This is a genomic window from Bartonella sp. AA97HXZ, from assembly GCF_042196985.1.
GTDB lineage: Bacteria > Pseudomonadota > Alphaproteobacteria > Rhizobiales > Rhizobiaceae > Bartonella.
The window spans coordinates 309,544-331,687 of record NZ_JBHIRC010000001.1 but is presented as its reverse complement, the minus strand read 5'-3'; the positions used below and the strand labels follow the sequence as shown (position 1 = coordinate 331,687).

Genomic DNA, 22,144 nt, shown 5'->3' with positions numbered 1-22,144 from the left:
AATATATGCTGTTTAACTTTCTATTTTCTTCCCATTTTCATATATATAACTTGGTTTATACATCGTTACCAATTCTTCTGCCATCGTTGGATGCACTGCCATCGTCTCATCAAAGATATCCTTCGTCAGCTTACCCTTGAGAGATATCCCTATAAGCTGAGCCATCTCACCAGCATTTTCCCCTAAAATATGAGCGCCCACAACAATACGGCTTTCACCATCAACAATGAGTTTCATAAGCATTTTCTCTGAACTACCAGAAAGAACATTACGCATAGGACGAAAAACTGTACGATAAATTTCAAGACGCTTATAACGCTTTACCGCCTCCTCTTCTGAAAGACCAACCGTTCCAATCTCTGGCTGTGAAAAAACTGCTGTTGTAATTAAATCATAATCAGGTGTTGTTGGAATATTTTCAAATGCTGTCTTAACAAAACACATTGCATCATGAATCGCAACGGGTGTTAATTGAATATGACCTGTTACATCACCAACAGCCCAAATATGGGGGATATTTGTTGTCATTTTCTCATCAACAACAACTGCACCAAATTCATTCACCTTAACACCTGCCCGCTCAAGTCTTAAACCCGTTGTATTTGGTACACGCCCCGTAGCCAACATAATCTGATCGGCTCTGATTATTTTCCCATTTGATAAAACAACTTCATAACAATTTTCTGCAGCCTGCACTTTAGAAATTGTTATGCCATAGAGAATAGAAATCCCTTTTTCAATCATTGCATCGCTGAGCAATTGCCGCAAATCATGATCAAAATTACGAAGGATTAAATCACCACGATGAAGGAGTGTTGTTTTTACACCTAATTCATGAAAAATATTAGCAAATTCAACACCAATATACCCTCCACCAACAATCACTATTGATTTTGGGAGTTGATTAAGGTCAAAAATCTCATTAGAAGTAAGGCAAAATTCACCGCCTTCTATGGACGTATTTGGTGCAAGTTTTGCCCCTGTTGCAATCAAAATTTTTTCTGCACTTACCCGCTCACCCGTGGCAGAAAGCTCTAATGTGTGATCATCTATAAAAGTAGCACGACTTTCATAAATATGCACATTGTTATTTTCTAATCCCTTACGATACAACCCTTCTAACCTTGATATTTCTTTATTTTTAGCTGCAACCAACTTTTCCCAGCTAAAAATTGGATCCGCATATTCCCACCCAAAACCAACACTTTTCTTAAATTCTTTTACATATTGTGATGCATAAACATAAAGTTTTTTGGGAACGCAACCACGAATAACACAAGTGCCCCCTATACGATATTCCTCTGCTATAGCGACCCGCTTGCCAAGACCTCCAGCAAGCCGTGCTGCACGCACTCCACCAGAACCACTTCCAATAACAAATAAATCAAAGTCAAAAGAGCCCACGAATTATTCCTTCTTATACATCTGCAAGAGTAGGCTAAGATCTTTTATTATCAAATGAAAGTCTTTTTTTCTTTTGAAGAAGCCTTTTTTATAAAGCAGTATTCTAAAAAGACTTATTCTCATTAAAATATTTAAAACGGCGGGAAAACCGCCGCTATTAAAAAAATCAGAAATTGCCCATTGTTGTCATGATATCGATCAAGCTATTTTTTATTTTCTGAAGATTCTGATTTTATAGGCATATTTGTAGGCATAGTAGAATTATTCAAATTAAGTGTTTCAGACATCTCTTTTTTCACATTTTCTACAAGATCCCGCATAAGAGCAGTACGCCATATATCAAATGCTGAATAAGAATCACGTGCAATATTGGGGACTTCTGTCAAAAACTTTTTACCGGTATCAGAATTATAAAATGTTGTTATCGCATCAAGCTCTTTTTGAGTAAAATATTTTGCATATACATGAGCAATCTCTTTTTCTAGATCAGAGCGCCTTTTAATTAAAGCAAGCGCCTGCTTATCAACAATATCAGAAATAGCTGTTGCCAAATTCGGATCATCGCTAATCAGTTCATTTTTGAAATCATGGACCGCATTTGGTAAAAAGCTATCAAATTGATCCGTTGCATGAATAGCTCTGATTGCCTTTCGCGCTGAATCTAAATGTTGATCACTCACACCTTGTGCATAAGCCATGCCAACATTCACAACAAAAATAGCAATTGCACTAAAATATACGACAAAACGCTGAAAAGAAAATATTATTTTCATTTAATGATTACCCCGATCGCTAATTATAATTTTAATTCGTTATTCTACCTAAAATCTTTAAGACCCTTTTTTACTGTGCTAACATATCATCATGTAAATGCCTTTTCTAAAAATCAAACGGTTCTAAAACTTTTATTTGACCATCAGCCATAGCGACAATTGCACGTGAAGCCAACCCCAAAAAAAGGCCATGCTCAACAACACCAGGAATAGCAAGAAGTGCATCTGATAATGGTTTTGGTTGCAAAATGCAGCCCCAAAATGCATCAAGAATAAAATGGCCACCATCTGTTTCAAAAGGATTTTTTCCATTCATTCGCAATGCAATTTTTCCAGAAAGCCCTAAATCATCAGCGACTTTTTCAATGGCTCTGCATGTTGTGTGGATACCAAATGGATTAACTTCAATTGGTAGTGCAAAAGCACCAAGTCTTTTTACCACCTTTGTTTCATCCGCAATGACAAGCATTGCACGAGATGCCGACGCTACAATTTTTTCATACAACAATGCTCCCCCTCCCCCTTTAATGAGCATCATCTCAGGACCAATTTCATCTGCTCCGTCAATATCAAGATCCAGCTCAGGTATTTGTTCTAAAGTGCTAACAGGCACTCCAAACTTATGACAGAGTTGTTCAGAATATTTTGAAGTAGCAACACCAGTCACCCGCAAACCATCCGCAACACGCTCACCTAGAAGATGAATAAATTCATTGACTGTCGAACCAGATCCGATACCAAGCCGCATACCATCTTCAACAAACTCAAGCGCTTTAATAGCTGCCATTTTTTTTAACTGCTGAACATTCATGAATGACTTTGCCTTCTATCCGTATAAGCAGCATTTATCACCCCTATTACCACCGATAATAATGATAATAAAAGATAACCTCTTGACGCAATCTATTTAAATTGACCATCATCTCTTGCTTGAAGAGATGTTACTCGTTATAGAAATATATGATAAGAATAAAATAGAATAATCAACAATTATCTTTTTTATTTCTTTGAGAATATTTGTTAGCATTTTTCTCATTCAATAAGAATTTTTGATTTATTTTGTGCTATCAATAGGATGCACAAAGATGCACATATCAATTTTTTTGAAAAAATTAAAATGATCAGATATAAAAAATCATCTATTTCTAGAAAACTGTAGATTATTATCTCATTTCAATAACGTTGATAAACTTACCAATTTAAATACCGTAAAATATTATGAGAAAAGTCTTCTGTTATTTTTTGTTTTGTCATTATCCAAATGTGAAGCAAAATATGACTGATTATATGTTTTTATGAATGCTGTCTGTGCATATTCCATGGTCTATGAAACCCTAGCGAAGACCAAATAATATCTCCACCTTTGGTCATCATAACGCTTCCTCGTGATAACAATTGTTGAGGTATAAATACTATTTTTGCCTTCTTGTAACAAGTTGGATTATGCATCACAAATGTCTGAATGAGAATATCTGCCTCTACACATTGATCTGTTTCTCTCTGTAAAACGATCACTTTTAATCCATTATCCAATAAAGATGTACATACATGATAATCACAAATAAATTGTCCGTGTAACGAAGGACCATATTTTGTTGGTTTAATCGTTTCATTCACACGAAATGACTTTTTCCATATGGATGTCGTGAACTTAGAAATATGGTAACGATCAATATATAATTTTTTATCATGAATAACGCCCACGAGGCGCATATTATCTGCTATAATCAGTTGTACAGGTGAATGCAATACACAAATAGAAACACCTGCCAAAATAAACAAACTAAAAAAGAGCCGGATGGGTGTTTTGCAAAAAGTCAGTCCAACCAAGCCTATGCTCAATAAAACTAACGCTGATAACGGCATAAAACCAGGATTCAAATCAGGAGAAATAGCCTTGATAGCATGTGCAATCTTTATTACAAGATCAACTCCAAAACCCATAATTTGAAGAGGAAGCCATTCGAATCCTCCTAACATTGCAAGAACTGCGATTAATCCAAAGGGAATGACAAAAATTGAGATGACAGGCAAAGCAAAGGCATTACTGATAATGCTCAAAGATGCCATATTAGAAAAATGATAAGCAGCATAAATTCCACTTGCACTCCCTGCAACAAAGGAAGAAGCACATGTTGAAAGAATCGATAAGAAAACAAAATTTATCACTCCCCCTCCAACATAAGAGGGAGTTGTTTTTCTTTTACGAAAAAATGATCTTCCACTCCACCAATCAAAAAAAGCGATCAAAGCAGCAGTCGCAGAAAAGGACATTTGAAAGCTAGGACCTAATATTTCATGGGGTGTCATCGCCAGAGTTATCAACCCTGCAATGGAAAAATTACGCATTGTTATAGCAGAGCGATTACACAATATAGCAACCAACATAACAGCAATCATCACAAAACTTCTTTGCGCTGATATTGCTAAGCCCGACAATAACAAATAAAAAGCTGTTATCATAAAAGCAACGATAGCAGCAAATTTTTTACTGGAATAATAGGAAGAAAAAACTGGAAAAAATGCTAAAAAACTACGGATACTCAAAAGAACTATGCCGCTTAACAACGCCATATGTAAACCTGATATTGATAAAATATGAGCTAATCCAGCTGTACGTAATGCTTCATTTGTCTCATTTGAAATACCAGCACGCTGCCCTGTTATGAGGGCAGCTGCAACACTCCCCTTTTCTCCTTCAAGGGCTATACGGATTCTTTGTGTCATCTTCGTGCGTAAATTTTCAATTTTCTGTAGAATGATAGCGAATATTCCATCAGGCTGCGAAACGGATATTTTTCTTGGTTTTCCTAAATAAACGCCTTGTGCTCCAATTCTTTTAAAATAATTATGAAAACTAAAATCGTAGCCTCCTGGACGCACCGGCCCAGAGAATGCACGAATCTTAACTTTTCCATGCAATCCATCACCAATCGCTAAGCCAGATGGCAAATATCTTGCCGATAAACGAACACGATGAAGACTATGGCGTAATACGGGATTTTCTGTATTCAAAATATCCAAAACTAAACGAAATCCTCCTTTGGCATCTGACTCAATAGAAACAATTCTTCCCGTCAATGTAGTGACAATGTCACTGCTTAGCATGGGTGTTGCAATACGCCACGTTTCTATTTTTGCCGCTAAAGCACCCAATATAATACAAAACAGAAACCCCACGGGAATCGTTATTTTTCGATAAAAACGTGCTACATAGAATATTCCCAGAAAAATACTGACCAACGCCCCCAATTGTCCCCAACTCGGTTCCCACTCTAAATGAAAATAGAAAATGATTCCTAGGGCAAAAAAGACTAAAATCAGCGAAAAAAGGATACCAAAAGAAACTTCTTTATTAATACAATCTTCTAACCATTTGCGAAAAAAAATGATTACTTCTTTTAAGAGTGTCAATAAAAAAAGTTTTTGTTGATTATAGCTACTGTTCTTTGCATCATCATACCTAGAAAAAACACTCTGCCCTATCTGACATGGCTTTTTTCTTTCTGTAACAGATTTTTCGGATAAACCCTCTTTACTTTTATAAAACATCAGTCCCCCACTTTAACTCGCAATACGGCTATTGCACGCCCCATCACTTATGCTAACATGACTTGTCTATAAAATTCCATAAGTAATATCTTAGTTTAAAGGAAAATATTCGTGTCTGTTATTACTCGTTTTGCCCCTTCACCCACTGGCTTCCTTCACATTGGTGGTGCTCGTACTGCTCTTTTTAATTGGCTTTATGCAAAACATACCGGTGGAAAAATGCTTTTACGAATTGAAGATACAGACCGAGAGCGTTCAACAGAAGCAGCTGTAAAAGCCATTATAGATGGCTTGCACTGGATGGGTCTTAGTTATGATGGCGCCCCTATTTCGCAATTCGAACGAGCAGAACGTCACCGCCAAATCGCTGAACAGTTGGTCAAGAATGGCAAAGCATATTATTGTTATGCTTCACCTGAGGAGTTAGCTGAAATGCGTGAAAAAGCCCGTTCAGAAGGGCGCCCACCACGTTATGATGGACGTTGGCGGGACCGTGACAGTTCCGAAGCTCCTAAAGATGTTAAGCCTGTTATTCGCATCAAAGCCCCTCAAGATGGAGAAACGATTGTACATGATCGTGTTCAAGGTGATGTCCGTTTTCCTAATAAAGATCTCGATGACTTCATTATTTTGCGTTCTGATGGTTCGCCTACCTATATGCATGCTGTTGTCGTTGATGATCATGATATGGGCATCACACATATTATACGTGGTGACGATCATCTTACCAACGCAGCCCGACAAATGATTATCTTTAAAGCAATGGGATGGGACATTCCTGTTATGGCCCATATTCCTCTTATCCATGGTGAAAACGGTGCAAAATTATCAAAGCGACATGGTGCGCTCGGTGTTGATGCCTACCGAACAATGGGATATCTTCCTGCTGCTTTGCGCAATTACCTTGTCCGTTTAGGTTGGAGTCATGGTGATGACGAACTGATGTCCCTTAAAGATATGATTTCTTGGTTTGATATTGAGGATATTAACAAAGGTGCTGCTCGTTTTGATCTCAAAAAGCTCGATTCCATCAACGGACACTATATGCGTATGAGTAATGATCAAGAACTTTTTGATGCCGCTCTTAATATTCTACCAGAAACCGATAGGGGAGCACAAATTATTGAAAGACTTGATGAAAAACGCCGTGTTCAATTTTTAAAAGCAATCCCGCATTTGAAAGAACGTTCAAAAACACTGTGCGAACTGATTGACAATGCCTCCTTCATTTTTACGCAACGACCTTTACAACTTGATGAAAAAGCTCAAATACTCTTAGATAAAAATGGACGAACCATTTTAAACGATCTTTATCTTGCTCTGAAAGCTTGCCCCTCTTGGGATACAAAAACTCTAGATGAAACACTTCGCTCTTGTGTACAAACACAGAATCTCAAATTTGGATCTATCGCCCAACCACTTCGCGCAGCTCTTACAGGATGTGCAACATCACCAGGTGTTTTGGATATTCTTATTTTATTAGGACGCAATGAATCCCTTCATCGCATCAAGGACCAACTTATCACAACAATATGCCCATGATGTGCACTGAGTATATTTCCTCAAATAAGGATCTATACAGATATCTCAACGCGCCCTAAAAGAGTTTTTTATGTTATATCATTGAAATACATTTCTTATTGAGTAATAATGATCAATAAGGAAATATTTTTAGATTGCATGTACTCACTTTTAGAGGCAATCTACCCTTAAATAAGTAAGAAAAGCTTCAGTTATACATCCCCCACTCTGATGAAGCAGAGTCTTAATTTTTAGAAGTGAAGGATCTGAAAGGAATACCGAATGTCTGAGAATAACGCATATATTATTGTGAATGATAAAAAAGTAGAGCTTCCCTTGCGTAAAGGCACGAGTGGACCTGAAGTCATTGAAATTGCTTCTCTCTATAAAAAAACCGATATTTTTACTTATGATCCTGGTTTTACTTCAACAGCTTCTTGTGAATCAAAAATTACTTATATCGATGGTGATAAAGGCATATTGCTTTATCGTGGTTATCCTATTGATCAATTGGCTGAAAAAGGAGACTTTCTCGAAAGTTGTTATCTTTTACTTTATGGTGAACTCCCAACACAGCAAGAAAAAAATGAATTTGATCGATGTATTATGCAGCATACCATGGTCCACGAACAATTTGCACGCTTCTTCCATGGCTTCCGTCGTGATTCTCATCCTATGGCCGTCATGGTTGCCTGCCTTGGCGCTATGTCTGCGTTCTATCACGACTCTATTGATATTACAGATCCTCACCAGAGAATGATTGCTTCTGTTCGTCTTATCTCAAAAGTTCCAACGCTTGCTGCTATGGCCTATAAATACAGTATTGGACAAGCATTTGTTTATCCACGTAATGATCTTAGTTATGCTGCAAATTTCCTCCATATGTGCTTTGCTGTTCCTTGTGAAGAATATAAAACAAACCCTGTGCTTGCTCGGGCGATGGATCAAATATTTACCCTTCATGCAGATCATGAACAAAATGCTTCTACATCTACGGTACGTCTTGCTGGATCCTCAGGTGCTAATCCGTTTGCCTGTATTGCAGCAGGTGTTGCATGCCTTTGGGGACCAGCACATGGTGGTGCCAATGAAGCATGCCTAAAAATGCTACAAGAAATAGGTTCTATTAAAAGAATTCCTGAATTTATTGCACGTGCAAAAGATAAAAATGATTCTTTCCGCCTTATGGGCTTTGGGCACCGTGTCTATAAAAATTATGATCCACGTGCAAAAATCATGCAAAAAACCTGTCATAAAGTTTTAAAAGAACTCAACATTCAAGATGACCCTCTTCTTGATATTGCAATAGAGCTTGAAAGAATTGCCTTAAGTGATGAATATTTTATTGAGAAAAAGCTTTATCCCAATGTTGATTTCTATTCCGGCATTACATTAAAAGCTCTAGGTTTTCCAACTGAAATGTTTACTGTCCTTTTTGCATTGGCGCGCAGTGTCGGGTGGGTGGCACAATGGAAAGAAATGATTGAAGACCCTGCACAAAAAATTGGTCGTCCTCGACAACTCTACACAGGCTATGCTATGCGTGACTATGTTCCTATAGATGAACGTGCAAATTAAAAAAAGAAATCAATAAAGCTTCAATTTACTGAAGCTTTATTGAGAGTAATCAAAAAACATCCTTTAAAAATTTTTATAAAACGTGATTTTAAAACTCTTTCTACAGAGATAACATCATCATAAAAATTTACTAAAAAATTCTAAGTTTTAGCTCTGTAAAGAAATTGAGAATACTCTTCTGCAAATTAGCCAAACATTTAGCAAAAAGAAATTGAAAAGTTTACCTTATAATCCTCATTATCTTTAATGAAAATGTATTCCCTATCATTCCCCCATGTTTAAAAGCCTTATTACATATTAAAATCTAGCAATGTCAGAATTTTTCTTTCTATCTTCTTCAGATAAAATTGCAAAAAGCTTACATTAAGTGCTTCTCTAATTAGAATAAAAACACTTTTACATTTTGTTCTGTTAAAAGCTGAAATTTTCTTTGTATTTAAGTTGATAGTTTTTCTTTTAAAGATAAATTATTGATTTTTAAATAAAATTATTAAAAATCACCCTATAATCAATAAGAGGTGACCTTCTTTCCTATATTTTTTATTCCTATACTTGATAAAAAGAATTTATTTTTTTGATAATGATATTCAGCATAATGATAGCAAAATGAACACAGATAAATTTTTTACATTGCTCCAAAAGAGCTTACAGATTATAAAAATTCATGATGGTTTCATATTTGCCAGCTTATCTAATAGGAGAACATAATGAAATTATTAGTAGGAGCTCTTATAATAAGCGCGACACTGTTTACCCTATCGGCCAATTCTCAAACGCTGAAAATTGCAAGCGATGCTTCTTATCCGCCATTTAGTTATATTGACTCAAATAACAAACTGCAAGGGTTTGATATTGATATATCTTATGCGCTTTGTAAAAAAATGAATGTTGAATGTACTATTGTCACACAAGACTTTGAGGGGATGATTCCCGGTCTTCTTGCCAAAAAATATGATGCTATCGTTTCTTCCCTTTCTCCTACAAAAGAGCGCTTACAAAAAATTGATTTTACAGATCCTTACTACAACACAGCACTCGCTGTTATCGTTACCAAAAGTTCGGAAATTAAAGAAATCTCAACACAAGCCTTTAGAGGTAAAAACCTTGGTGTACAATCAAATACAACACAAGCTGCATATGCGGAAGATCATTATGCCTCTGAAGGAGTTAATATCAAACTTTATCCTACAGCAACAGAAGTTAATCGTGATCTTTTAAGCCATCGGCTTGATATCATCATCTTTGATAAATTAAAAGCATTAAATTGGCTTGAAAATGAAGGAAAAGACTGCTGTCACCTCTTGGGAACTCTAGAAGAAACAAATTTTCCTATTGCAATTGCACTCCGTCAAAATAATAATGATCTTAAAAATAGTTTTAATAAAGCAATAGAAGAAATCCGCGCCGATGGAACCTATGAGAAAATTATGAGAAAATATTTTACTTTCGATATCAATTAGATAGCACTATGAATTAAAACTCAATCTGTATATTTAAGGAGTATTTTTTAAATCTTTATTGGACATGCAGATATAATTAGAAATTCGGCTTTTTTATAAGAAAATTTACATTTATCAAAATAACTTTTAATTGCTCCTTGAGAGCTAAACATTTTGTAGAATCTAATGACAACAATAAGGTTGTATTTTTATCGTATCAAAATCTAATTTTTTCTTTATGTCCAAATTTAATAGCCTTATTTTCAAGAAAAATCCGCAGTTTTGACTCATGAAATGATTCAAATCAAACATTTCGTGAAAATTAAGCTATCATACAAGCAATAAGATATTTATTCTTTTTTTATCAATAATGTCCAACATAATGATCTAAAATAAACATCAATAAATTTTTGAATTGCTCCCAAAAAGCTTACAGATTATAAAAACATAATGATTTCATATTGCCCGCTTATCCAATAGGAGAACATCATGAAACTATTAGCTGGAGCTCTTATAATAAGCGCTGCACTATTCACCCAATTGGCTGATGCGAAAACATTAAAAATTGCGAGTGAAGGCACCTATCCTCCCTTTAGTTATATTGACTCAAATAACAAACTGCAAGGATTTGATATTGATATATCTTACGCACTTTGTAAAAAAATGAATATTGAATGTACTATTGTCACACAAGACTTCGAGGGAATGATCCCCGGACTTATTGCAAAAAAATATGATGCTATCATTGCTTCCCTCTCTCTCACACAAGATCGCTTACAAAAAATTGACTTCACAGATCCTTACTACGATACAGCACTGGCTGTTATTGTTACCAAAGCTTCGGGAATTAAAGAAATCTCGACAAAAGATTTTAGAGGTAAAAATCTTGGTGTGCAATCCAATACAACACAAGCTTTCTATGCAGAAGATCATTTTGCCTCTGAAGAGGTGAAAATAAAACTCTATCCTTCCACAATCGAAGTGAATCGTGATCTTTTAAATCATCGACTTGATGTGATTATTGTTGATAAATTACAAGCATTAAATTGGCTTAAAAATGAAGGAAAAGATTGCTGTTCCCTCCTAGGAACTCTAGAAGAAACAAGATTTCCTGTTGCAATTGCAGTCCGTCAAAATAATAATGATCTTAAAAATAAGCTCAATGAGGCGCTAAAAGAAATTCGTTTGGATGGAACTTATGAGAAAATTATGAGAAAATATTTTACAAGTGATGTTTATTAAATATCAATATGATATTTAAATGAAACCCGTTGGTTATTGCTAAAAAATATTATCTAACTCTTTCATGAGGAACACAAGAATGATTGAAAATTTAGCATTGCTATCATTTAGCAATGGGGGATGGGGAGCGGTTATACTTTCCAGTGCAGGAATGACATTGTCATTGGCGTTATGTTGTGGCCTTCTAGGATTTCCTCTAGGACTTCTCAATGCAGTAATGATTCGATCCAATATTAAGATAGCTAAAGCTCTAGCACGTCTCTTTTCAACGGTGTTTCGTGGATTACCAGAGCTTTTAACTCTGTTTTTAGTTTACTACGGATTACAAAGCCTTATTCAAAATTTATTTGACTATTTTAATTTTGAAATCATGTTCAGTATCAATGCTTTTGTTGCTGGTGTTCTTGCTCTTAGTATGGTTCTTGCAGCTTTTTCTTGTGAAGTTTGGCTTGGAGCATTTAATATTTTTGATAAAGGTCAATATGAAGCGGCTAAAGCTTTAGGTCTTTCGCGAACAACCACATTTTTTCGTATTGTCTTTCCTCAGCTCATCCGAAATGCCTTACCAGGACTTTCTAATAATTGGCTTACTTTACTGAAAGATACATCCCTTGTTTCTACAATCGCGCTTGTTGACCTCATGCGACAAACGAATTTAGCTGTCGCTGCTACCAATAAACCCATGCTATTTTATTTTATAGCATGCTTACTCTATTTGTTATTTTCAGCGTTTTTTACTGCAATCTTACGCCATTTGGAAACATACACTCAAATAGGCTATAAAAAGGTGCTAGGTCAATGATTCCTGAGTGGCTTTATTTCCTTTTTAATCCTGATCTTTTAAGCCATTATGGACCAAAATTTATTAATGGCTTTATTATTACTGTTGAGCTTGTTTCTATTTCTTGTTCTCTAGGTCTTTTTTTGGGTATGATTATCGCTTTTGCACGTCTATCAAAGAATACATTTTTACAATATTTTGCAAATGCTTATGTCTATTTTTTCCGCGGCTCTCCTTTATTAGCTCAACTCTTTCTTTTTTATTATGGGCTTGGTTCAATGAACAGTTTTTGGCAACAGGTGGGGCTATGGTGGTTTTTTCAAAACGCGTGGTATTGTTGTCTTTTTATTTTTACACTCAATTCTGCTGCCTACCAATCTGAGATCTTTAAAGGAAGTTTTCTATCCGTAACAACTGGACAACGCGAAGCATCAAAAGCTTTAGGTTTAAGCAACTCTGTCACATTTTTTAGAGTTATTCTTCCACAAGCAATGATTGTAGCATTACGCCCCCTAGGAAATGAGTTGATTTTAATGATTAAATCCAGTGCTGTTGCCTCACTTATTACTGTTTATGATTTAATGGGGGTTGCTAAACTCGCTTATTCACGGACTTTCGATTTTCAAGTTTACGTTTGGGCTGCTCTTATCTATCTCTTTATCGTTGAACTCATTCATCGTTTTATTGTTTTTATCGAGCAGCGCCTCACTCGACATTTACGGTAAATAAAATGATCATAAAAAACTTTACCAAACCAAAATGTTGAATTAATCAAGTTCTTCATCAATGAAAGAATAAAATAAGATGAATTTGAAAAATAATAAATCGATCTCTCCCAGTAAAAAACCAGTGATCTCTATTCGAAATCTAAATAAATGGTATGGAAACTTTCAGGTCCTACATGATATCAACTTTAATGTTCAAGCTGGTGAACATATCGTTATTTGTGGACCATCCGGATCAGGAAAATCAACGTTAATTCGTTGTATTAATCAATTAGAACAAGCACAAAAAGGTTCAATCTGTATCCATAACGTTGATATCCATACTGCACCTATACAACAGCAAAAAAATGTTCTTCGTAAGATAGGAATGGTCTTTCAGAACTTTAATTTATTTCCCCACATGAGCGTTATACAAAATTGTATTTTAGCACCTATGACAGTTCAGGGCCTTTCCAAACAACAAGCAAAAGAACGGGCAATTCGTTACTTAACGCATGTTGGTATTGAAAAACACTGTGAAAAATATCCTTTACAACTTTCTGGTGGGCAACAACAACGTGTTGCGATTGCCCGTGCACTTTGTATGGAACCCGAAGTCATGCTTTTTGATGAACCAACCTCTGCCCTTGATCCAGAAAGTGTGGGAGAAGTTTTGGAAGTGATGGCTCGATTGGCCGATACAGGGATCACAATGCTTTGTGTTACCCATGAAATGGGCTTCGCACGTAAAGTCTCAGAAAGAATACTCTTTCTAGAAAATGGAAAAATTGTTGAAGATACAGCCTCTGAAGAATTTTTTACCAATCCTAAAAGCCAACGTGCTTGTAATTTTCTTGCTAAAATTAAATATTAATCATTAAAATATTGCTTTATTTATACAATTTTATTCCTGCTTTTTAAAAGAGTGATAATTGTTTGTGCGCCAACAACCCCCGATGGTACTTCAGTTTTCATTTTCTGTTCTACCATCTCAAAGGAATCAAGTTGTGCCTGTCGCAATAAAGGATTAGCCAAAAGTTGTTCTACCTGTCTTGCTAACATGCCAGGACGGATTAATTCATTCAAATATTCCGAAACAATAGGCTTATCAGAAATAATATTTGGAAGAGCAGCACTCCATAACATCATTTTAGGAAAAATAAATATTTTAGAAAAGAAATCAAGTTTATAGCAAAGAACCATAGGAACTTTTGCTAAGGCTAATTCAAGTGAAACAGTTCCATGTGCAGCAAGAGCAACATCTGCTTGTGCAAAAGCACGCCATTTTTCATCTTCACCAACTACAATTTCTATCTTGCTTTTCCAGCCCTGCACAAAGTCCCAGATTCTATCTACCAAATGAGGTAAGGTTGGTAAAATAATACGTAAATGAGGAATACGTTGTACAAGAATCTCTACTGTTTCTCGAAAAATAGGCATTAAGGAACGAATTTCTGAATTGCGTGATCCTGGCAAAATAACTAATGTAGGCGATAATGTTTGTGTATCGATCAAATTTCTGTGTTCTAATTGGCTTTTTTTTTCTGACTGAACTCTCAAAAGGGGAGTATATGTCAAAAGACGATGTCCAACATAAGTCGTGGCAGGGCCTCCCAAATCTTGCATAATCTTTTCTTCAAAAGGAAAAACCGCTAAAACATGATCAACAAATCCACACATAGCTTTCGCACGCTCTGGCCTCCATGCCCAAACGGTCGGTGCAATATATTTAATGATAGGAATAGAAGGCGCTAAAGCACGTACCTTTTTTGCAATACGATGCGTGAAATCAGGACTATCAATAATAATTAAACAATCAGGTTGTTCTTGTGCAATAAATTTGGATAAATTGCGAATATGTAGCAACAACAATGGTAGTTTTTTCAACACCTCCTTTAAACCTATTAAAGCAATATCATGGGAATCAAAAAAGCTTTTTAAGCCTAATGCCTTTAAATGGCTCCCCCCAACACCAATCAAATGAATATTGCATCCTATCTGTTGTGATAAACAAGAAATTAGATCGGCCCCAAGTAAATCACCAGATTCCTCACCTGAAACCACTGCAATCTTTAAGAAACAATTATTCATGACCAAACTTTTCAAATGTCTCTATAAATAAAGAATATTTGTTGGCTTTTTCTATTGTTGTTTTCACTGATAATATTAGACTTCTATTTGCCTCCACCGCAACACCAGATAAACCACTCTTTGCAATATTCATTATTGTCGCGGGCCCAATTGATGGCAAATCAACGCGATTATCCTGTTGTGGTTTTGCGCATTTTACAAGAATGCCACCTTTAAGGGGAATTTGCCCTCTTTCTCGCATTTCACAAATACGCCACAACATATTATCAGTTCCCTCAGCGCCCTCTAGAGCAACCACCCTTCCTTGGACAACGACAACGGCTTGCCCGATATCTAATTGACCTAAAAGCTTTGCTGCTTCTACTGCTAAAAAAATATCTTTTTTCTCTTTTGGAGTAGCGCGCCGTACTGTTAAATTAAATTCTATGGGAGCTAAAAGATCTGGGACTATTTCGTGAGCACCGATAACACAAAAACCATGTGCTTCAATAACTCGTATAAAAGCTTTTAATAATGCATCGTCTCCCCTCTTCAAAGCTCCGATTAACTTAGGAAGAGCTAAAAATGTTGTCCAGTCCAGTCGCAATTGTTTAAGAAGTGGACGCTTTTTTACACCACCTGCCAAAACAACATTATATACACCAGCCTCTTTTAAAATTTTAACGAGTCGTGCTAACTCTACAATTGATAGCTCGCAATGCTCATAGCGATAAAGAACAGAATCTGCCTCACCATGCAAAAGCACAAGAAAAGGATTTTCTCCATTCTTCTCAAGAGTCTGCGCAACAGTAATCGGTAGAACACCATTTCCTGCTATAATAGCAGTACGGCCGGAAAGAAAACTTCTGGCTCCCCAAATAGGCATTTTTAATCCTTATGTTCTTTTATTCTAACACCTTCAAATTTTGGTGTACAATAAAAACGCTTTCCTTCTTCTTTAATAAAATTAACAACTTCAGAAACAGACTGAGAAGAAGAATAGAAAGAAGCAACATCACTGACACGCTCTTTAAATGGTTTGCTATGATCAAAAAGCATAGCAACCGCATGACGGAGTGCATGAATATCTTGACGCTCAAGTCCTGCACGCTTCATGCCAATAATATTGAGTCCAGCAAGTTTTGCCTGCACACCAACAGCTGTTCCATAAGGTATCAGATCACCAACCAGTGCAGATACGCCGCCGATAAATGCATGATGTCCAACACGAACAAATTGATGAACAGCAGCACCACCACCAATAATCACATAATCACCAATAGTAACATGACCAGCAATCATTGCGTTATTGGCAAATGTTACATGATTGCCTACATAACAATCGTGAGCGATATGCGCATAACAAAAAAATTGGCAATTATCACCAACAACTGTCATTCCTACACTCGAATCGGACCCCCTATGCATTGTTACACCTTCACGAATCGTACAATTCTTACCAATAAAAAGAGTTGTAGCCCCTCCTTTATGTTTATTATTTTGCGGATCTGCCCCCAAAACGGCATGAGAAAATACTTTACTCTTGGCTCCTAACGTTGTCTTTCCCATTATTACAACATGACTTGTCAAACTACATTCATCACCAATAACAGCCTCTGAACTAATATGGCAAAATGGTCCAACGCGTACATTCTCACCAAGCTGCGCTCCCTTCTCCACAAGAGCAGTTGGATGGATTTTCGTACCGGACATTTTTAAATTCCCATCAAATATCGTTTATTCTTCTTCGACAATCATTGCTGCAATTTCTGCTTCAGCGACGCGGACATCTTCTACTTTTGCAACACATGAAAAACGTCTCATACCAGATCTTTTTTTCAAAAGCTGAACATGAATCTTGAGCTGATCACCAGGCATAACCGGCTTACGAAATTTCGCATTATCAACCGTCATAAGGTAAACTAAATTTGTTTGCTTATTGCCTAAATTTAAAAGTGCTATTGCTCCTGCCGTTTGTGCCATAGCTTCTAAAATCAAAACTCCAGGCATAACAGGCTTTGAGGGAAAATGTCCCGTAAAATGTGGCTCGTTAATCGTTATATTTTTAATACCAATCGCTTCTTGTTCACCATCAATATCAACGATACGATCAATTAATAAAAATGGATAACGGTGCGGTAATATTGATAATAGCTTTTCAATATCGACAGCCTCTAAGTTTTTAGTTTTTTCATTGCTGATCATATCAGCGTTTCTCCTTTTTAACTTTTCCCATACTGCGCAACGCCGCTACTTCACGAAACCATTGTTTAAATGGTCGCGCTGGACTACCTCCCCATTTTTCGCCATCCGGAATGTCATTCATAACACCACTACGAGCAGCAATCTGAACAGATTTACCTATTATGATGTGATCAGCTACTCCCACACTTCCGCCAAGCTGAGACATATCCCCTATAGATGTACTTCCCGCAATGCCACATTGAGCGGCAATAAGACAATAGCGTCCAATTTTGACATTGTGGGCAATTTGTACAAGATTATCAATCTTGCTTCCTTCACCAATAACAGTATCTTGAAATGTTCCACGATCAATTGTCGTGTTCGCACCAACTTCTACACCATCCTCAATAATAACGCGACCAAGCTGTGGAATTTTCTCGATTCCAGAAACGCCCCCAACATAACCAAAACCATCTTGCCCAATGCAAACACCAGGATAAAGCTGAACCTTATCACCTATTATAGAACACTGAACTGTTACCTTAGGAGCAATATAGCAGTCACATCCAATACGGCAATTTTCACCGATAACAGCTGTGGATGAAATAAGAGTTCCTGCACCAATCTCAACATTTTTACCAATAACAGCTCCCGCTTCAATACACACATCATGTGCCAACTTAGCCGTTGGATGAATATGCGCATGCGATGAAATCCCCTTCTGCCCCAACCAAGGCATTGGCTTGACAGAATCTGGAAACAAAATACGACCAATCTGAGCAAAGTCACGCTGTGGTGTGGATGTCACCAAAATTGCCATAGTTTCGGGAACTTTAAAAACAATCTCATTCGTACACAAAACAGCAACAGCAGAACTGTCCAGTAAAGCATCAGAAAACTTCCGATGCTCTACAAAAACAAGCGAACCTTCCACAGCACTCTCAAGTGAAGAAAGAGTATTGATAACTTTATGAGAAAACTCTGGATTAAGAAGCTTTGCACCCGTCAACTCAGCAGCATTTGCAACTGTCAATCGTCGGGACGGCGTAAAAAAAAATGTATCCGCCATCAAAACACTTTCTCTCCCAGCTTAAGCTATTCTCTTCAAGTTTTTCCTTCTTAAAATCGCTCAAATCAGAACTTCGTAGAAATACCAAAGTTCAATTGTTGCAAACGATCACCTTCCTGCTTCGTTATTGGCCAAGCATAATCAAAACGCAAAGGACCAAACGGAGAATCCCACATCAAACTCACACCTGCAGATGAACGCCAAGCACTTTTGGTATTGGTAACAGACGGTTCACCCTTAAAAACGGCTTTATAATTATTGCCATAAAGCGTGGCAATATCCGCAAATAAAGCACCGCGCAACCCAAATCCTTCAGGCACGACAGGGATAGGGAACTGTACTTCAGCAGTCGCATTCATATATGTCGTTCCCCCCAAGAAATAAACCTCACCCTTACTGGAAACCTGACGCGGACCTATTCCATTATATTTGAACCCTCGAATCATATCAGAATTTACTTTAAACATATCGAAAATACGAACACCATCTCGGCCCATTCCGTGGATATAACCACCCCCAAAGGAAAGCAAACCAACGATATCCTTCTGGTCAGAAAGAGTCTTGTACATCATCGCCTTACCCGTGGTCTTCAAGAACTTTGCACTCCCACCAAGCCCTGCATATTCCTGAAGCAGATGCACGTACCACCCATCATGGGGGGATCTCATATCATCAATCGTATTATAGGTGAAACCATAACTAATTGATGAACGTTTCCAAGGGCTGTGTTTTGCAGCTTGAACAATCGCACCAGAATATTTCCCATATAATTCTATTATGTCACTCTCTTTGTCAAAATCATACTCTCCGCCAAAATCATATTCTTCCTGCACATAAGAATAAGCTACATTAGCAGATAATTGATTATTAATAGGTAACGAAAACCGCAGCGATCCACCTGTCTGCCGTACATCATAGGCTTTATCAGCACGATAAGTACTACGAAAAACATCAACACCAGCAGATAAACGATACCCTAAGAAATAAGGATCAACAAATGATAAATTATAATTACGAGATTTTTCTTGCCCCGCACCTAATCCTAAACGAACATATTGACCACGTCCCCCAAGATTACGTTCAGTAACAGAAACTTCAAGTGACATACCAGGACTTGTTCCCCCTGTTGTATACCCTCCAGAAAGAGAAAGATCTCCTGTTGAAGCTTCAACGACATCTATTACCAAAACAACTTGGTCAGATTGATCTGTAGGAACCATTGAAATATTAACGGCTTTGAAGAAACCTAAACTTTCTAGACGACGTTTTGCCCGCTGTAATAAAGTTTGATTGTAAGCATCTCCTTCGTTTAAATCAATCTCACGGCGAATGACGTAATCACGCGTTTTCTCATTGCCACGTATATCAATACGTTGAATATAAGCACGTGTACCCCGTTCAATATTATATAAAATTGAAATTGTATGATTTGCTAAATTACGATTTCCCCGCGGTTCAACTTTAGCAAAAGCATATCCCGAATCAGCAACTTTGTTATTAATAGTTGCAACAGACTGTTCAATATCTTCTGCACTATAAACATTACCTGGCTGGGTTTTAAGCATCCTTTTCACAGATTGAACGTCAATTCCATCAACATCACTCTCAACCTGAATATCGCTAATTTTATAGAGCGCACCCTCATCAAGAACGAAAGAAATTTTATACGTATTGCTTGCTGCATCAAAAGTTGCTTTAGAAGAGACTACACGAAAATCTGCATAACCACGGTTATAATAAAAGCGACGTAAAGCTTCTTCATCAACAGCGAGGCGCTCTTCACTGTAAACATCACCTCCCAACAACTTCGAAAAAATTCCTGAAGTTTTTGTTGAAATCACATCACGCAAACGACGACTTCCAAAGACATTATTTCCCTTAAAAGTGATATCACCAATCTTTGTTTTTTTCCCTTCAACGACATTAAATACCACATTAACCCGCCCTTTTCCAAGGTTAATCGTTTGAACGTTAACAGTGATATTATTACGACCAAGAGTTTTATAAGCCTCACGAATTGTATTTATATCAGCAGAAAGCTTAGCAGAATTAAAAGGCTCATTCGGTTTTAAAGAAATAAACCGCTTAAGATCTGGGTCTTTAAAAGATTTATTTCCTTGAAACAATATTTGATTGACAACCTCATATTCTTTTACGAATACAACCAATTTATCACCCACCGGATTTATTTTAACATCATAAAATAAACCCAATTCGAAAAGGTTCTTCACAGCACTATCAACATCACCACTGGAAACACCTTGCCCAACCTTAATCCCCATATTGTCTCGAATCGCCTGAGAACTTACAAACTTATTCCCACGAACCTCAATAGAGCGGACTACAGACGCTTGTATTTCTCCGACCGCAGCAATTGACATAAAAACCGTTGCTGGGGCAAACATCCCCATCTTTAACACCAATACAGATGCTGCATTTAAAAACTTTGAATTCGTAGTCATTGGCTTTTTTACCTTACTCTCGTTCCTTGGACATGATGCCTTAAAAGCTAACTGCCATAACAACCTTTTTACAGCGAGACTTTTCATTCCTTAATTACTCATTATAATGTACAACGCCACAACATTTTGTAGACATGGTAAACAACCTTCAATTTGTTTTTGCTATTATTACTTAATTTATAAAGCGTTTTCCATAATTTAATTAGCTAAACCAACAAAAATAATCATTAAAAAAGACAAAGATCATAAAAAGGAGAAGAATGGAAAAACCTAAACGAAAAACGATTCCCTGAATTTTAGCAGATATTTTCCTCCCAGTAATGACCTCAATGACATGCAATAAAAGATGCCCACCGTCAAGCGGTAGAATCGGAAAAAGGTTAATAAGCCCAACACTTATTGAAAGAAAAGCTGCCAAATTCAACAAAGAGATAAAACCTGTCTCGCTCACTTTCCAAGCAATTTTAACGGTTTTAGAAGGTCCACTTAGCCGACAACGATCCTCTTTGCCTCCTATTAAACGACTCATAAAAAGAACGGTTTGAGTGGCGATAAACACAGTACGGTCTGACGCTTTTCTTACAGCTGTTACAAAACCATAGCGAATATGTTTTATATAAGTTGGATCTAAACGTGCAGGATTATTTAAATCAACAGGAACACCTACACCTATCATAGCACTTCGTGTTCGATTACCAAATCCATCATCTCGCTCAACGACTTTCGGGGTAATCATCGTTGTAAAGACTCGCCCCATGCGTTCTATTTTAAACTCTATGGGTTCTCTTCCGTGAAAAGCTACATAATTCATCAAATCTTCAAAGCTTTCAACCCGTCGTCCATCCATTTCAACAAAACGATCACCTAATTCCAAACCGGATTGAAGAGCAGGGCTATCTTTTACCAAAGAACCAACAACGGGCTCAATGGCTACACGACCATAGATAAAGAAAAAAAATGTTAGAATAACAACAGTAAAAAGGGCATTGAAGAAAGGACCGGCAAAAACAGTTGCTGCTTTTTTCCAAGCATGCGCACTAGCAAATGAACCATCAACAATCAGAGATGATTGGGATGATTCCGTATCGATTTTTTCCTCATCCCCAACAAATTTTACATAACCTCCTAAGGGGATAAGTGCTAAACGCCACTTCGTGCCATGCTTATCTGTATAACTCGCTATTTCTGGTCCAAATCCAAGCGAAAAAATTAACGCCTTAATACCACACCACCGACCAATGAGATAGTGCCCAAATTCGTGCACAAAAATGATAATCATAATGATGAAAAGAATACTCAAACTTCTTAAAAGAAAATCACCCATAGTGACGATATGATTTAAAAGTTCCAAACTATCTTCTCCCA

At 36.9% G+C, this 22,144-nt stretch carries 18 protein-coding genes; 7 read left to right on the top strand and 11 right to left on the bottom strand.

Features of this window, described 5'->3' with window-relative positions:
• Positions 1 to 12: 12 nt before the first annotated feature.
• From gor to ACFINE_RS01370, 4 genes are all read right to left on the bottom strand, one after another.
• Complete coding sequence (gene gor / locus ACFINE_RS01385; protein ID WP_375620794.1) at positions 13 to 1,404, bottom strand: glutathione-disulfide reductase; 1,392 nt, start codon at positions 1,402 to 1,404, stop codon at positions 13 to 15.
• A gap of 203 nt (positions 1,405 to 1,607) precedes the next feature.
• Positions 1,608 to 2,177, bottom strand: a complete 570-nt coding sequence (locus tag ACFINE_RS01380; protein ID WP_375612140.1) for a DUF2059 domain-containing protein — start codon at positions 2,175 to 2,177, stop codon at positions 1,608 to 1,610.
• Positions 2,178 to 2,283: 106 nt separating this feature from the next.
• Entirely contained in the window at positions 2,284 to 2,988 is a 705-nt protein-coding gene (rpiA, locus tag ACFINE_RS01375; protein ID WP_375613478.1) for a ribose-5-phosphate isomerase RpiA, read from the bottom strand.
• A 482-nt stretch (positions 2,989 to 3,470) separates the two neighbouring features.
• Positions 3,471 to 5,729, bottom strand: a complete 2,259-nt coding sequence (locus ACFINE_RS01370) for a ComEC/Rec2 family competence protein (protein WP_375620793.1) — start codon at positions 5,727 to 5,729, stop codon at positions 3,471 to 3,473.
• A 111-nt stretch (positions 5,730 to 5,840) separates the two neighbouring features.
• Here ACFINE_RS01370 and gltX point away from each other — a divergent pair, with 111 nt between their 5' ends.
• The 7 genes from gltX (at position 5,841) to ACFINE_RS01335 (ending at position 13,868) form a co-directional block, all read left to right on the top strand.
• Positions 5,841 to 7,271: a glutamate--tRNA ligase gene (gltX, locus tag ACFINE_RS01365; protein WP_375620792.1), complete on the top strand. Its 1,431-nt coding sequence runs from the start codon at positions 5,841 to 5,843 to the stop codon at positions 7,269 to 7,271.
• Positions 7,272 to 7,532: 261 nt separating this feature from the next.
• Positions 7,533 to 8,828 carry a citrate synthase gene (gene gltA, locus ACFINE_RS01360; RefSeq protein ID WP_375613475.1) on the top strand — a complete coding sequence of 432 codons (1,296 nt, stop codon included), beginning with the start codon at positions 7,533 to 7,535 and terminating at the stop codon, positions 8,826 to 8,828.
• A 707-nt stretch (positions 8,829 to 9,535) separates the two neighbouring features.
• Entirely contained in the window at positions 9,536 to 10,288 is a 753-nt protein-coding gene (locus ACFINE_RS01355; RefSeq protein ID WP_375620791.1) for a transporter substrate-binding domain-containing protein, read from the top strand.
• A 468-nt stretch (positions 10,289 to 10,756) separates the two neighbouring features.
• A complete protein-coding gene (locus ACFINE_RS01350) occupies positions 10,757 to 11,509 on the top strand; it encodes a transporter substrate-binding domain-containing protein (protein ID WP_375620790.1) in 753 nt (250 codons plus the stop codon).
• Positions 11,510 to 11,588: 79 nt separating this feature from the next.
• Complete coding sequence (locus tag ACFINE_RS01345; RefSeq protein ID WP_375620789.1) at positions 11,589 to 12,311, top strand: ABC transporter permease; 723 nt, start codon at positions 11,589 to 11,591, stop codon at positions 12,309 to 12,311.
• Complete coding sequence (locus tag ACFINE_RS01340) at positions 12,308 to 13,015, top strand: ABC transporter permease (RefSeq protein WP_375620788.1); 708 nt, start codon at positions 12,308 to 12,310, stop codon at positions 13,013 to 13,015. Before ACFINE_RS01345 ends, ACFINE_RS01340 begins: the two co-directional genes overlap by 4 nt.
• A 79-nt stretch (positions 13,016 to 13,094) precedes the next feature.
• The gene (locus tag ACFINE_RS01335) at positions 13,095 to 13,868 is read left to right on the top strand and encodes an amino acid ABC transporter ATP-binding protein (RefSeq protein ID WP_375620787.1); all 774 of its coding nucleotides are present in this window, start codon (positions 13,095 to 13,097) and stop codon (positions 13,866 to 13,868) included.
• A 20-nt stretch (positions 13,869 to 13,888) separates the two neighbouring features.
• Here the strand turns inward: ACFINE_RS01335 and lpxB are convergent, their stop codons facing one another.
• From lpxB to ACFINE_RS01300, 7 genes are all read right to left on the bottom strand, one after another.
• On the bottom strand, positions 13,889 to 15,085 hold the full coding sequence (gene lpxB, locus ACFINE_RS01330) for a lipid-A-disaccharide synthase (RefSeq protein WP_375620786.1): 1,197 nt from the start codon (positions 15,083 to 15,085) through the stop codon (positions 13,889 to 13,891).
• Positions 15,078 to 15,950 (bottom strand): LpxI family protein, encoded by an 873-nt coding sequence (locus tag ACFINE_RS01325; protein WP_375612129.1) that lies wholly within the window; start codon positions 15,948 to 15,950, stop codon positions 15,078 to 15,080. Before ACFINE_RS01325 ends, lpxB begins: the two co-directional genes overlap by 8 nt.
• A 2-nt stretch (positions 15,951 to 15,952) precedes the next feature.
• Positions 15,953 to 16,777, bottom strand: a complete 825-nt coding sequence (lpxA, locus tag ACFINE_RS01320) for an acyl-ACP--UDP-N-acetylglucosamine O-acyltransferase (protein WP_375609506.1) — start codon at positions 16,775 to 16,777, stop codon at positions 15,953 to 15,955.
• Between the two features lie 24 nt (positions 16,778 to 16,801).
• The gene (gene fabZ / locus ACFINE_RS01315; protein ID WP_375620785.1) at positions 16,802 to 17,269 is read right to left on the bottom strand and encodes a 3-hydroxyacyl-ACP dehydratase FabZ; all 468 of its coding nucleotides are present in this window, start codon (positions 17,267 to 17,269) and stop codon (positions 16,802 to 16,804) included.
• 1 nt (position 17,270) lies between these two features.
• Complete coding sequence (lpxD, locus tag ACFINE_RS01310; protein ID WP_375612127.1) at positions 17,271 to 18,317, bottom strand: UDP-3-O-(3-hydroxymyristoyl)glucosamine N-acyltransferase; 1,047 nt, start codon at positions 18,315 to 18,317, stop codon at positions 17,271 to 17,273.
• Between the two features lie 65 nt (positions 18,318 to 18,382).
• Complete coding sequence (bamA, locus tag ACFINE_RS01305) at positions 18,383 to 20,779, bottom strand: outer membrane protein assembly factor BamA (RefSeq protein ID WP_375613471.1); 2,397 nt, start codon at positions 20,777 to 20,779, stop codon at positions 18,383 to 18,385.
• 202 nt (positions 20,780 to 20,981) lie between these two features.
• Positions 20,982 to 22,130, bottom strand: coding sequence for an RIP metalloprotease (locus ACFINE_RS01300; RefSeq protein WP_375613470.1), 1,149 nt, complete (start codon positions 22,128 to 22,130; stop codon positions 20,982 to 20,984).
• Positions 22,131 to 22,144: the final 14 nt, after the last annotated feature.